Origin of the sequence: Mycobacterium sp., from assembly GCF_004298145.1 — a bacterium.
Taxonomy (GTDB): Bacteria; Actinomycetota; Actinomycetes; order Mycobacteriales; family Mycobacteriaceae; genus Mycobacterium.
Window position 1 is genome coordinate 70,935 of record NZ_SCRH01000006.1, and the last position, 12,448, is coordinate 83,382.

The window sequence follows — 12,448 nt, forward strand, 5'->3', positions numbered from 1 at the left end:
ACAAACCGGTGCCAAAGGTGTGTTGACCGGGGCTGACATCGAATTGTTATGTACCATTTTGCGTCGAATTTGTATCCGTCCGTACACTGACGTGTTGTGTCCTTCGCCGAAGCCACGATCGCGCGTCTGCCAAGGGTTTTGCAGCCCTTTTTGCTACGCCACCACGAACTGATCAAATTCGCCATTGTCGGCGGCACCACGTTCGTCATCGACTCGGCGATTTTCTACACGCTCAAGCTGACAATTCTTGAACCGAAACCGGTGACCGCGAAGGTGATCGCCGGCATCGTGGCGGTCATCGCGTCCTACGTGCTGAACCGGGAATGGAGTTTCCGCAACCGTGGCGGGCGCGAGCGCCACCACGAGGCGCTGCTGTTCTTCGCGTTCAGCGGCGTGGGGGTGCTGCTTTCCATGGCGCCGCTGTGGTTCTCCAGCTACGTGTTGCAGCTGCGCCAGCCGATGGTGTCGCTGGCGGCGGAAAACGTCGCAGATTTCATCTCGGCCTACATCATCGGAAACCTGCTGCAGATGGCGTTCCGCTTCTGGGCGTTCCGGCGCTGGGTCTTTCCCGACCAGTTCGCCCGCACCCCCGACCTGGCCCTGGAATCGGCCCTCACCGCCGGCGGTATCGCCGAGATCTTCGAGGACGAGATCGAGGGCGGGAACGTCACCCTGCTGCGCGCCTGGCGCAACCGGGCCGGTCGCCTGGGTCAGCTGGGCGATTCCTCGGAACCCAGGGTGTCGAAGACTTCGTGATACAGCAGCGCGTGTACCTCGCGCAGCCGCGGAATGTCGTAGAACTCCAATGGATCTTGTGACGCCGATTCGATGACCAGCGTCCCGGTGCGAAACATTCGCTCCACGATCCGGTCGCGGAATTCCACGCTGTTGATCCGGGCCAGCGGAATGTCGATTCCGGTGCGGGTGGCCACCCCGTGCCGAAACATCACCCGCCGGTTGGTCACCACGAAATGGGTGGTCAGCCAGCTTCCGAAGGGCCACAACGTCAGCCAGCCCACGATCACCAGCCAGATCCCCCAGATCGCGCCGTGGATGATGTTCTTGGCGAGCTGCTCCCAGTGCGTCGAGTTGAGGTAACCGGAGCCGAACGCCGCCAGCGCGGTCGTCAGGATCAGAACCAGCACCGGCCAGATCAGCCGCTTCCAGTGCGGGTGGCGGTGCACGATGACGTGCTCACCGGCGGCCAGCACATTGTCCGGATAGCCCATGCCCGCCGACCTTAGCGGCGCGACGCAGCGGCCCGGGCACAACTAGCGCAAATGGTGGCGACCCGCGGCGCCCGGCTCCGCCGCGCTTGCGATCGCAACTACCGCAAATGGTGGCGACCCGCGGCGCCCGGCTCCGCCGCGCTTGCGATCGCAACTACCGCAAATGGTGGCGACCCGCGGCGCCCGGCTCCGCCGCGCTTGCGATCGCAACTAGCGCAAATGCACCACATCGCCGGCCGCGACGACGGAGCTCTGCCCGCCGCTTTCCAGACATAGCCGGCCCTGGTCGTCGATGCCGCTCGCGGTCCCCTCGATTTGCTTGCCGCCGGGCAGGTGCGCGCGCACCCGGGCGCCGATGGTCAGGCTGCGCGCCCGGTAGTCGGCGGCCAGCGCCCAGTCGGCCCCCCGCGCGGCCCGCCAGGCCACCAGGCGCCGTCCGAGCTCGGCCAACAGCGCGCACACCAGCCGGGTGCGGTCGGGTGCGGCGACGCCGAGATCGAGCAGCGACGTCGCGCCCGGGCCGTCGATCTCGTCGGCGGACTGAGTCACGTTGAGCCCCAAGCCGATAACCACGACCGGCTTTGCCACCTCGGCGAGAATTCCGGCCAGCTTGCCCGGCGAGTCCGCCGGCCCGGCCAGCACGTCGTTGGGCCACTTGAGACCTACTCGGGCCCCCACACCTTCCAGCAGCGGGGCGACCGCGTCGACCACCGCCACCCCCGTGGCCAGCGGCAGCCAGCCCCACCCGGTGCTCGGGACGTCGACCACGCTGACACCGACCGACATCGTGATCTGGGCTCGCGGGGTGGCCGACCAGCCGCGGCCGTGCCGCCCGCGGCCGGCGGTCTGGTGCTCGGCGATCAGCACGGCACCGGCGACGTCGGTCCCCGACGCCGCGCGCGCCAGCAGGTCGGCATTGGTGGAGCCGGTCTTTTCGACGACGTCGAGTTGACGCCAGCCCAGCCCGGTGCCGATCAACTCGGCGCGCAGCGCGGCGGCGTCCAGGGGTGCTCGAAGTTGATCTCGGTCTGTCACCGGACCCAGCCTAGAACTCAGGGCCGACGGTCGCGCATGTCTCGCATGTCCAGGACGGCCAAATGACTGAACAGCATGCTGGTCCCGATCGGGTTGCCCCCGCCGGGATACGCGGTGCCGCTGGGCGCGGCCATCGTGTTGCCCGCCGCGTAGAGGCCTGGAATGGGGTTGCCGGACGTGTCGAGCACCCGCGCCGCGGCGTCGGTGCGCAGGCCGCCCTTGGTGCCCAGATCCGAGATGCCGAACGCCGCGGCGTGATACGGCGGTGTGTCGATGGGAACCAGCGGTGACGCGCCCGCCGAGAAGGCGCGATCGAATGCCTCGTCGCCGCGGCCGAAGTCCTCGTCGACGCCGGTGGCGGCGAAACCGTTGAACCGCACCACGGTTGCCGCCAGGTTCTCACCCGGCACCCCGATCTTGCCGGCAAGTTCCCCGAGGGTGTCCGCGGAATGCCACAGGCCGGCGGCGACGTACTTCTCGGCCTCGACGACGGAGACGTTGGCCGCCTTGACCGGCGGCGCCTCGCCCTCCTTGTCGTCGTAGATCATCCAGTACGGCAACGTGATTGAGCCGCCTTGGAGCTGCGCGATGATCTCGCGGCCGGCCCGGTCGTAGGCCCGGGACTCGTTGACGAACCGGTTGCCGTCCTGGTTGACGAAGATGCCGCCGGTGAACCACAGCGCGAAGGCGGACCGGCCGTCGGGGTGGGTCATGCCCGGTGACCACCACGCCTGATCCAGCAGGTCGGTGTCCGCGCCCGCCGCGATGCCGGCCTGCAGCGCCAGCCCACGACTTCCCGGGCCGCCCATGGTGTCTCGCGCCGTCCCCGGCACCCCGTAGGCGCGGCGCAGCTCATCGTTGCCTTCGAAGCCCCCGGCGGCCAGCAGCACGCCCCGGCGGGTGCGGATGGCGCGGCGCTCACCGCCGGTCTCGACGATCGCGCCGGTGACCCGACCGTCGGAGCGCACGAGTTCGACCAGGGCGGTGTCGCGCTGCAGCGACGCGCTCGGATACTGGCCGATGGCCCTGAGGAATCGGGCGATCAGGGCGCGGCCCCCGACGTAGTAGTCGGAGGGAGGTTCGGCGCCGAGCCGGTCGGTGTCCAGCGGCCCGCGGATCGCCTCACGGAATTCGGGGGCGGCGGCGACCGCCAGCGGTTTGGCCGCGATGTGGCGCTGACCGTCCAGGCGCGCCTTGGGGGCCTTGCCGTAGTAGTCGGGCCAGGGCAACGGCACGAACTTCAGGTTCGGGTCGGCCTCCAGGTACTCGATCAGCGCGGCGCCGCCGCGGACATAGGTTTCCTGCAGTTCGCGCGGGGTGCGGTCACCGACCACGGCGCGGTAGTAGGTGAGCGCGTCCTCGATGGTGTCGTCGGTGCCGGCGCGGACCAGCACCGGATTGCACGGGAACCAGACGCCGCCCCCGCCGGAGTACGCGGTGGTGCCACCGAATTTCGCGGTGGCCTCGACCACGAGCACGTCGAGGCCTTCGCGCGCCGCGGTGTACGCGCCGGTGACGCCGCCGCCACCCGATCCGGCGACCAGCACGTCGCATTCGGCAACCCAGTCGACCACGCGATCACGTTACCGACCGAAACCGCCCACGCGGGCTTGATGCGGCCGCGACTCTTACCGCCGCTAAGCTCGACACCCATGACGAGCGTTACCGACCACACTGCGGAGCCCGCCGCCGAGCACACCATCGACATCCACACCACCGCGGGCAAGCTGGCCGAACTGCACAAGCGCCGGGAGGAGTCGCTGCACCCGGTGGGTCAAGAGGCCGTCGAGAAGGTGCACGCCAAGGGCAAGCTGACCGCCCGCGAGCGCATCCTCGCCCTCCTGGACGAGGACTCGTTCGTCGAGCTCGACGCGCTGGCCAAGCACCGCAGCAGCAACTTCGGGCTGGAAAACAACCGCCCGCTCGGCGACGGCGTGATCACCGGCTACGGCACCATCGACGGCCGCGACGTGTGCATCTTCAGCCAGGACGCCACGGTGTTCGGCGGCAGCCTCGGCGAGGTGTACGGCGAGAAGATCGTCAAGGTGCAGGAACTGGCGATCAAGACCGGGCGTCCGCTGATCGGCATCAACGACGGCGCGGGGGCCCGCATCCAGGAGGGCGTCGTCTCGCTCGGCCTGTACAGCAAGATTTTCCGCAACAACATCCTGGCCTCCGGCGTCATCCCGCAGATCTCGCTGATCATGGGTGCCGCCGCCGGCGGACACGTGTACTCCCCCGCCCTGACCGACTTCGTGGTCATGGTCGACCAGACCAGCCAGATGTTCATCACCGGGCCCGACGTCATCAAGACCGTCACCGGCGAGGACGTCACCATGGAGGAGCTCGGCGGCGCCCACACCCACATGGCCAAGTCGGGCACCCTGCACTACGTCGCCTCCGGCGAGCAGGACGCCTTCGACTGGGTTCGCGACCTGCTGAGCTACCTGCCGCCCAACAACGCCACCGACGCGCCCCGCTACGCCGAGCCGCATCCCGCGGGCGCCATCGAGGACAACCTCACCGACGAGGACCTCGAGCTGGACACGCTGATCCCGGACTCGCCCAACCAGCCCTACGACATGCACGAGGTGATCACCCGGATCCTCGACGACGACGAATTCCTGGAGGTCCAGGGGGGTTACGCGCAGAACATCGTCGTCGGGTTCGGCCGCATCGAAGGCCGGCCGGTCGGGATCGTGGCCAACCAGCCCACCCAGTTCGCCGGCTGCCTGGACATCAACGCCTCGGAGAAGGCGGCCCGGTTCGTGCGGACCTGCGACTGCTTCAACATCCCGATCATCATGCTGGTCGATGTGCCGGGCTTCCTGCCGGGCACCGGCCAGGAATACAACGGCATCATCCGGCGCGGCGCCAAGCTGCTGTTCGCCTACGGCGAGGCCACCGTCCCCAAGATCACCGTCATCACCCGCAAGGCCTACGGCGGCGCCTACTGCGTCATGGGCTCCAAGGACATGGGCTGCGACGTCAACATCGCCTGGCCGTCGGCGCAGATCGCCGTGATGGGGGCCTCCGGCGCCGTCGGATTCGTCTATCGCCAGCAGCTCAAGGAGGCGGCCAAGGAGGGCAAGGACGTCGACGCGCTGCGCCTGGAATTGCAGCAGGAGTACGAGGACACCTTGGTCAACCCCTACGTCGCCGCCGAGCGGGGATACGTCGACGCGGTCATCCCGCCGTCGCACACCCGCGGCTACATCGGCACGGCGCTGCGGCTGCTGGAACGAAAGATCGCCCACCTGCCCCCCAAGAAGCACGGGAACATTCCGCTGTGAGTCGAACGCGCGGCGCGAGCGCAGCGAGCGACGGGAGTGAGGCGCACAATTGAACGCAGTGAGCGACGGGAACGAGACGAACGGTCAGGCAGCGGTGAGTGGCGAAAACGGTTCTGCGGCAACCGAAGCCGCGTCCGAAGAAGCTCAGCACGCGCCAGAGCCGCACATCCAGATCCTCAAGGGTGAACCCACCGTCGAGGAGGTGGCCGCGCTGGTCGCGGTGTTGGGTTGCGCCGGCGGTGCGCCGGAACCCGAACAGCCCGAGCAGACCCGCTGGGGTCTGCCGGTCGACCGGCTGCGTTTCGCGATGTCCAACTACCAGCGGCTGACCATGCAGCAAATGACCCACATGAGGCGTTGACCCGCCTGGTGCTGGCGTCGGCCTCGGCCGGGCGGCGCAAGGTGCTGCGCCAGGCGGGCGTCGATCCGCTGGTCGTGGTCTCCGGCGTCGACGAGGATGCGGTCGCGGCCGCGCTGGGGCCCGACGCGTCGCCGCCCGATGTCGTGTGCGCGCTGGCCCGAGCCAAGGCCGAACAGGTGGCCGGCGGGCTGGACGGCGACGTCGCGGCCGATTGCGTTGTCATTGGCTGTGATTCGATGCTGTTCATCGACGACCGGCTCTGCGGCAAGCCCGGGTCGCCCGACGCCGCGCTGCGCCAGTGGCGCCTCATGGGCGGGCGGTCCGGCGTGCTTTACACCGGGCACTGCCTGCTGCGCGTGAGCGACGGCGCGATAACCCATCGTGAAGTCGAATCAGCTTGCACCACAGTTCATTTCGCCGAACCGACGGACGAGGACCTGCGCGCCTATGTCGCCGCCGGCGAACCGTGGCACGTGGCGGGCGGTTTCACCCTCGACGGCCTGGGCGGCTGGTTCGTCGACGGAATCGACGGGGACCCGGCGAACGTGATCGGCGTGAGCCTGCCGCTGCTGCGGTCCCTGCTGGGGCGAGCCGGGCTGTCGGTGGCCGCGCTGTGGGCGGCGAATTGACGCCGAGCGTCGACTCGTTGGGCTAATCCAGCGGAAGTCACGACAACAAGTCGACGTTGGTGACGCAATGTCGGGATGAGTAGGCTCGACAGCGTGGCATTACCCCCCGATCCAAGCCCGACATTGTCGTCCTACGCCCACCCCGAGCGACTGGTCACCGCCGACTGGCTCTCCGCCCACCAGGGAGCCCCCGGCCTGGTGATCGTCGAATCCGACGAGGACGTGTTGCTCTACGACGTGGGACACATCCCCGGCGCGGTGAAAATCGACTGGCACACCGACCTCAACGACCCCCGGGTCCGCGACTACATCGACGGTGCGCAGTTCGCGGAGTTGATGGACCGCAAGGGCATCGCCCGCGACGACACCGTGGTGATCTACGGCGACAAGAGCAACTGGTGGGCGGCCTATGCGTTGTGGGTGTTCACGTTGTTCGGCCACCCGGATGTGCGCCTGCTCAACGGCGGTCGTGACCTGTGGCTGGCCGAACGCCGGGAGACCACGTTGGACGTCCCCGCCAAGACGTCCACCGGCTACCCCGTGGTCACGCGCAACGACGAGCCCATCCGCGCCTTCAAGGACGACGTGCTGGGGATTCTCGGCAGCCAGCCGCTGATCGACGTGCGCTCGCCGGACGAGTACACGGGCAAGCGCACCCACATGCCCGACTACCCCGAAGAGGGTGTGCTGCGCGGCGGGCACATTCCCACCGCCCGGTCGATTCCGTGGGCCAAGGCGGCCGACGAGAGCGGCCGGTTCCGCAGCCGCGAGGAGCTCGAAGAGCTCTACGGCTTCCTGGAGCCGGATGACAAGACGGTCGTGTACTGCCGCATCGGCGAACGGTCCAGCCACACGTGGTTCGTCCTGACGCATCTGCTGGGCAAGCCCGGGGTGCGCAATTACGACGGATCGTGGACCGAGTGGGGCAACACCGTGCGCACGCCGATCGTCGCGGGCTCAGAGCCGGGCCGGGCGCCGGGGGCCGTTTCCGTCTGATGGCTGCGCGGTGACTGTCCTATGAGCCTGCCCGCTCCCCTAGCCGAGGTGCTGTCCGACTTCGCCGAGGTCGAGGGCCAGGACAAGCTGAAGTTGCTGCTGGAATTCGCCGACGAGCTGCCGGACCTGCCGCCCGAATTGGAAGAGCGGGCCATGGAGCCGGTGCCCGAGTGCCAGACCCCGCTGTTCCTGCACGTCGACGCCAGCGACCCGAATCGGGTGCGGTTGCACTTCAGCGCGCCCGCCGAATCGCCGACCACCCGGGGGTTCGCGTCGATCCTGGCCATCGGTCTCGACGAGCAGCCCGCCGCCGACATCCTGGCGGTGCCCGGGGATTTTTACGACGACCTCGGGCTGGCCGCGCTGATCAGCCCGCTACGGTTGCGTGGCCTCTCGGCGATGCTCGCCCGCATCAAGCGCAGGCTGCGCGAGTCGTCCGGATAAATCCGGACCGCCTCGTCGGTCCCACGGCGCGGCGCTTAGACTTCCCGGGAACTCGTTGTAAGAAATTCTCTTAGAGAAGCGCGCAGAAATACGTCTGCGACAGATGCCATACAGGAGGCGCAGTGGCCAGTCACGCCAGCTCGAGGATCTCCAAAGTGCTCGTCGCCAACCGCGGCGAGATCGCTGTTCGGGTGATCCGCGCGGCCCGCGATGCGGGCCTGTCCAGCGTGGCGGTGTACGCCGAGCCCGACGCCGAGGCACCGCACGTGCGTCTGGCCGACGAGGCGTTCGCTTTGGGCGGTCAGACCTCCGCGGAGTCCTACCTGGACTTCGGCAAGCTTCTCGACGCGGCGGCCAAGTCCAGCGCCAACGCGATCCACCCCGGCTACGGATTCTTGTCGGAGAACGCCGATTTCGCCCAGGCGGTCCTTGACGCGGGCCTGATCTGGATCGGCCCCAGCCCGCAGTCCATCCGCGACCTCGGTGACAAGGTCACCGCCCGCCACATCGCCGCCCGCGCCCAGGCCCCGCTGGTGCCCGGCACCCCCGACCCGGTCAAGAACGCCGACGAGGTGGTTGCCTTCGCCAAGGAGTACGGCGTGCCGATCGCGATCAAGGCGGCCTTCGGTGGCGGCGGCCGGGGCATGAAGGTGGCCCGCACCATCGAAGAGATTCCCGAGCTGTTCGAGTCGGCCACCCGTGAGGCCGTCGCGGCGTTCGGCCGCGGCGAGTGCTTCGTCGAGCGCTACCTGGACAAGCCGCGCCACGTGGAGGCGCAGGTCATCGCCGACCAGCACGGCAACGTCATCGTCGCCGGCACCCGCGACTGCTCGCTGCAGCGCCGGTTCCAGAAGCTGGTGGAAGAGGCGCCGGCGCCGTTCCTGAGCGACGCGCAGCGCAAGGAGATCCACGAGTCGGCCAAGCGGATCTGCAAAGAGGCCCACTACCATGGCGCCGGGACCGTCGAATACCTGGTCGGCCAGGACGGCCTGATCTCCTTCCTGGAGGTCAACACGCGTCTTCAGGTCGAGCACCCGGTCACCGAGGAGACCGCCGGCATCGACCTGGTCCTGCAGCAGTTCAAGATCGCCAACGGCGAGAAGCTGGACTTCACCGAAGACCCCACCCCGCGCGGGCACGCCATCGAGTTCCGCATCAACGGCGAGGACGCCGGGCGCGGCTTTTTGCCCGCACCCGGCCCGGTCACCCGCTATGACATCCCCACCGGGCCCGGCGTCCGGCTGGACTCCGGTGTCGAGGCCGGTTCGGTGATCGGCGGCCAGTTCGACTCCATGCTGTCCAAGCTGATCGTGCACGGCGCCACCCGCGAGGAGGCGCTGGCCCGCTCCCGCCGGGCCCTGGACGAATTCCACGTCGAGGGGCTTGCCACGGTCATCCCGTTCCACCGCGCCGTGGTGCGTGACCCGGCGTTCATCGGGGACGACGACGGCTTCTCGGTGCACACGCGCTGGATCGAGACCGAGTGGGACAACACCATCGAACCGTTCACCGGCGGCGAGCCCCTCGACGAAGCGGATGCCCGGCCCCGCCAGAAGGTGGTCGTGGAGGTCGGCGGCCGCCGGCTCGAGGTGTCGCTGCCCGGGGACCTGGCGCTGGCAAACGGTTCCGGCGGCGAGGCGGGTGTCGTCCGCAAGAAGCCCAAGGCGCGCAAGCGTGGGGCGCACGCGGGTGCGGCCGCCTCCGGCGACGCGGTCACCGCGCCCATGCAGGGCACCGTGGTCAAGGTCGCGGTCGAGGAGGGCCAGGAGGTTGCCACGGGCGACCTGGTGGTGGTCCTCGAGGCGATGAAGATGGAGAACCCGGTCACCGCGCACAAGGACGGGGTCATCACCGGGCTCGCGGTCGAGGCCGGCGCCGCCATCACGCAGGGCACGGTGCTGGCCGAGATCAAGTAGCGGCCCCACAGACGACGTTGTAGCCCCTGGCTACCGCGGGTAGGCTGGCGGGCCAGGTTGAGTTCACAGCCATCCGGGATACGTCGATGACGTGGGGGCAGGCGAATTCCCTGTTTCTCCGAACTTTTTGCAGTCGGCTGACGTGTTCCACAGCAGCAATCCTCCTCAACACGATGGAGTCAGCAATGTCTGTGGCCCAATCTTGGCAACAAAGCCGCACGGCGCAGTTCACCGCCCGGCGGGGCCCGGCGGGCACCTTGATCACGGTCGACGGTGAGCTCGACGCGGCCAACGCCGATCAGCTCGCCGCGTACGTGCAACAGAGCGTCCATCGCTCCCGGCGGGTGATCCTCGACCTGCGCGGCCTGAAATTCATTGGCACCACCGGCTTTTCGGTGCTGCACCGGATCAACGTGGCGTGCTCGGCCGCCCAGGTGCCGTGGGCCATGGCGCCGAGCCCGGCGGTGGCCAGGTTGCTGCGTGTCTGCGACCCGGACGGCACGCTGCCGGTGACGACGCAAAAGGCCGAGCCGCTGCTGGAGCCGCCGAGGGTCGGCGACGACGAAAACCCCCGGCCGCTACTGCAACTGGTCCCGCAGCCGCGTTAGCGACTTCGCCAGCAGTCGCGACACGTGCATCTGTGAGATGCCGACCCGCTCGGCGATCTGCGTTTGCGTCATCGACTCGAAGAACCTCAGCACCAACACCGTTCGTTCCCGCTCGGGCAGCGCCTCGAGCAACGGCCGTAGCGATTCCTGATCCTCGATGCGGTCCAGGCCGGTGTCCACGTCGCCCAGGGTGTCGGCGATCGCGCGGGCTTCCTCCTCCTCGCCCCCGCCGCCGCTGTCGATGGACAAGGTGTTGTAGGAGCTGCCGGCGACCAGGCCCTCGACCACCTCGTCGCGGTCCATCTCGAGCTCCGCGGCGAGTTCGGTCGCGGTGGGCGCGCGACCCAGGCGTTGCGACAAATCGGCGGTGGCGGTGCCGAGCCGCAGGTGCAGTTCCTTCAGGCGCCGCGGCACCTTGACCGACCAGCTGTTGTCCCGGAAGTGCCGGCGGACCTCGCCCATGATCGTGGGCACCGCGAACGAAACAAAGTCGGAGCCGGCGTTGACGTCGAAGCGGACCACCGCGTTGACCAACCCGACCCGCGCCACCTGGACGAGGTCGTCACGTGGTTCCCCGCGGCCCTCGAAGCGGCGCGCGATGTGGTCGGCCAGCGGCAGGCAGCGCTCGACGATCTTGTCCCGTTGGCGCTGAGCTTCGATGGAATCGGGTGCGGCGGTGGCCAACTCACGGAACATGTCCGGAACATCGGCGTATTCGTTCGGACGCGAGACCGAACCGCCCGCGGCTCGCGGCGTCACCTGCTGGAGGCCGCCCGTCGCGCCGTCAGCGTGATGCCGAAAACACTGCCGGTTTCATTGGGTTCGCGACCATCGTGAAAAGTCTGGACGTCGTCGGCCAAAGACGTCAGGACATGCCAACTGAAGCTGCCGGGCGCCACCACATCGTGGGTGTCGCATGCCGCGGAGGCCTCCACCACCAATTGGTCGTCCTGCGGATCGACCACGACGCTCAGCGTCGCGTCGGGGGTGGCCGAGCGAATCAACCGGGTGCACACCTCATCGACCGCGAGCCGCAGGTCCGCCACCGCATCGAAATCCAGGTCCTCGAAGGTGCCGATCGCGCCGACCAGGGTGCGCAGCATCGCGAGGTTCTCCAGCCGCGCTGCGACGTGAAGTTCGACGGCGCGATGGCCGCGCGGACGCTTGTTAGCGTGCGATCCAGCATCGTTCATATGGTCTCCCGGCAATGTTTGACTGACACTACTACTGCTCCGCAGCCCGTCATGGACCGTGCGCGCGAGCCGGTTAGTCATGATCGCCGCCGGGTATTCGGGCCGCTATGGACGGGCCCGACACGACCGATACGGACCGGACGCGCCGGCTGAGGCGCATCGCGGTAATCGCCGGGGTCACGCTGATCGTTTTGCTGGTCGTCGCAGTAGACATTTATGTCGGTGTGTTCGTGATTCTGTCCCCGATGATGGGGTGACCACGCAAATGCAACCGTTCCGGCATTCATCATGGTGCACACCTGATACCCACTCGGCGCCGCCCGTAACCGCGGATTCGGGTTTCCGGTCAAATCTCATGACGGGCCACGTCGTGGCGGGTCACCCGGGAAAAGGCGGGGATCCAACGTTGTTCCGGTGGCCGGGCCCTAGCTGGCGGGCCATTGCCGACTCACCTCGGGATGTTCGGTGTACCAGCGATCCGCGATCCTGCGTATCCGGCGGTGCTCCACCGCCAGCCAGACCAGCCCCAGCACCACGGCGATGACGGCGGTGACGCCCGCGGTCATGCCCTCGTGGTGGTGTCCGGTCGCGAAGGCCGCAAGGCTGCCGCAGGTGCCGATCACACCCGCGACCACTAACAGGTACCCCGGCCAGTGCAGAACGTCGATCAGCGACTCACCGGCGAGCGGCCGCGTTGTCCTGAGATGGTCGACGGGGTCGTGATAGGTGTCTCCCATGTCTGCT

15 protein-coding genes are annotated in these 12,448 nt (G+C 68.3%); 9 read left to right on the top strand and 6 right to left on the bottom strand.

Features of this window, described 5'->3' with window-relative positions; translation table 11 throughout:
• Window positions 1-96 precede the first annotated feature (96 nt).
• Window positions 97-756 (top strand): GtrA family protein, encoded by a 660-nt coding sequence (locus tag EPN51_RS02280; RefSeq protein WP_293035669.1) that lies wholly within the window; start codon window positions 97-99, stop codon window positions 754-756.
• On the opposite strand, the gene EPN51_RS02285 is transcribed toward EPN51_RS02280, so the two are convergent.
• The 3 genes from EPN51_RS02285 to EPN51_RS02295 form a co-directional block, all read right to left on the bottom strand.
• Entirely contained in the window at window positions 711-1,229 is a 519-nt protein-coding gene (locus EPN51_RS02285) for a PH domain-containing protein (RefSeq protein ID WP_293035672.1), read from the bottom strand. The genes EPN51_RS02280 and EPN51_RS02285 overlap by 46 nt on opposite strands.
• Window positions 1,230-1,439: 210 nt before the next feature.
• Window positions 1,440-2,264: a biotin--[acetyl-CoA-carboxylase] ligase gene (locus EPN51_RS02290; protein ID WP_293035675.1), complete on the bottom strand. Its 825-nt coding sequence runs from the start codon at window positions 2,262-2,264 to the stop codon at window positions 1,440-1,442.
• Window positions 2,265-2,281: 17 nt separating this feature from the next.
• On the bottom strand, window positions 2,282-3,838 hold the full coding sequence (locus EPN51_RS02295; RefSeq protein WP_293035678.1) for an FAD-binding protein: 1,557 nt from the start codon (window positions 3,836-3,838) through the stop codon (window positions 2,282-2,284).
• A gap of 78 nt (window positions 3,839-3,916) precedes the next feature.
• Here EPN51_RS02295 and EPN51_RS02300 point away from each other — a divergent pair, with 78 nt between their 5' ends.
• From EPN51_RS02300 to EPN51_RS02330, 7 genes are all read left to right on the top strand, one after another.
• Window positions 3,917-5,557, top strand: a complete 1,641-nt coding sequence (locus EPN51_RS02300) for an acyl-CoA carboxylase subunit beta (protein ID WP_293035682.1) — start codon at window positions 3,917-3,919, stop codon at window positions 5,555-5,557.
• Between the two features lie 58 nt (window positions 5,558-5,615).
• Window positions 5,616-5,918, top strand: a complete 303-nt coding sequence (locus EPN51_RS02305; protein WP_293035685.1) for an acyl-CoA carboxylase subunit epsilon — start codon at window positions 5,616-5,618, stop codon at window positions 5,916-5,918.
• Complete coding sequence (locus EPN51_RS02310) at window positions 5,915-6,547, top strand: nucleoside triphosphate pyrophosphatase (protein ID WP_293035688.1); 633 nt, start codon at window positions 5,915-5,917, stop codon at window positions 6,545-6,547. The genes EPN51_RS02305 and EPN51_RS02310 overlap by 4 nt, the downstream gene beginning before the upstream one ends.
• Before the next feature lie 93 nt (window positions 6,548-6,640).
• Window positions 6,641-7,543 carry a sulfurtransferase gene (locus EPN51_RS02315; protein ID WP_293035691.1) on the top strand — a complete coding sequence of 301 codons (903 nt, stop codon included), beginning with the start codon at window positions 6,641-6,643 and terminating at the stop codon, window positions 7,541-7,543.
• 21 nt (window positions 7,544-7,564) lie between these two features.
• Window positions 7,565-7,987, top strand: a complete 423-nt coding sequence (locus EPN51_RS02320) for a SufE family protein (RefSeq protein ID WP_293035694.1) — start codon at window positions 7,565-7,567, stop codon at window positions 7,985-7,987.
• A 122-nt stretch (window positions 7,988-8,109) separates the two neighbouring features.
• Window positions 8,110-9,903 (top strand): acetyl/propionyl/methylcrotonyl-CoA carboxylase subunit alpha, encoded by a 1,794-nt coding sequence (locus EPN51_RS02325; protein WP_293035697.1) that lies wholly within the window; start codon window positions 8,110-8,112, stop codon window positions 9,901-9,903.
• Window positions 9,904-10,076: 173 nt separating this feature from the next.
• Window positions 10,077-10,511 carry an STAS domain-containing protein gene (locus EPN51_RS02330; protein WP_293035700.1) on the top strand — a complete coding sequence of 145 codons (435 nt, stop codon included), beginning with the start codon at window positions 10,077-10,079 and terminating at the stop codon, window positions 10,509-10,511.
• On the opposite strand, the gene EPN51_RS02335 is transcribed toward EPN51_RS02330, so the two are convergent.
• On the bottom strand, window positions 10,482-11,270 hold the full coding sequence (locus EPN51_RS02335) for an RNA polymerase sigma factor SigF (protein WP_293035702.1): 789 nt from the start codon (window positions 11,268-11,270) through the stop codon (window positions 10,482-10,484). The genes EPN51_RS02330 and EPN51_RS02335 overlap by 30 nt on opposite strands.
• Window positions 11,267-11,704: an ATP-binding protein gene (locus tag EPN51_RS02340; protein ID WP_238956713.1), complete on the bottom strand. Its 438-nt coding sequence runs from the start codon at window positions 11,702-11,704 to the stop codon at window positions 11,267-11,269. The genes EPN51_RS02335 and EPN51_RS02340 overlap by 4 nt, the downstream gene beginning before the upstream one ends.
• Before the next feature lie 107 nt (window positions 11,705-11,811).
• Here EPN51_RS02340 and EPN51_RS02345 point away from each other — a divergent pair, with 107 nt between their 5' ends.
• The gene (locus EPN51_RS02345) at window positions 11,812-11,961 is read left to right on the top strand and encodes a hypothetical protein (protein WP_293035709.1); all 150 of its coding nucleotides are present in this window, start codon (window positions 11,812-11,814) and stop codon (window positions 11,959-11,961) included.
• 168 nt (window positions 11,962-12,129) lie between these two features.
• On the opposite strand, the gene usfY is transcribed toward EPN51_RS02345, so the two are convergent.
• On the bottom strand, window positions 12,130-12,441 hold the full coding sequence (gene usfY / locus EPN51_RS02350; protein WP_293035712.1) for a protein UsfY: 312 nt from the start codon (window positions 12,439-12,441) through the stop codon (window positions 12,130-12,132).
• Between the last annotated feature and the right edge of the window lie 7 nt (window positions 12,442-12,448).

Coding starts and splice junctions, on each gene's coding strand:
- EPN51_RS02285 (WP_293035672.1), bottom strand. CDS start 1,229: ATGGGCTATCCGGACAATGTGCTGGCCGCCGGTGAGCACGTCATCGTG.
- EPN51_RS02300 (WP_293035682.1), top strand. CDS start 3,917: ATGACGAGCGTTACCGACCACACTGCGGAGCCCGCCGCCGAGCACACC.
- EPN51_RS02320 (WP_293035694.1), top strand. CDS start 7,565: ATGAGCCTGCCCGCTCCCCTAGCCGAGGTGCTGTCCGACTTCGCCGAG.
- EPN51_RS02330 (WP_293035700.1), top strand. CDS start 10,077: ATGGAGTCAGCAATGTCTGTGGCCCAATCTTGGCAACAAAGCCGCACG.
- EPN51_RS02340 (WP_238956713.1), bottom strand. CDS start 11,704: ATGAACGATGCTGGATCGCACGCTAACAAGCGTCCGCGCGGCCATCGC.
- EPN51_RS02345 (WP_293035709.1), top strand. CDS start 11,812: ATGGACGGGCCCGACACGACCGATACGGACCGGACGCGCCGGCTGAGG.
- usfY (WP_293035712.1), bottom strand. CDS start 12,441: ATGGGAGACACCTATCACGACCCCGTCGACCATCTCAGGACAACGCGG.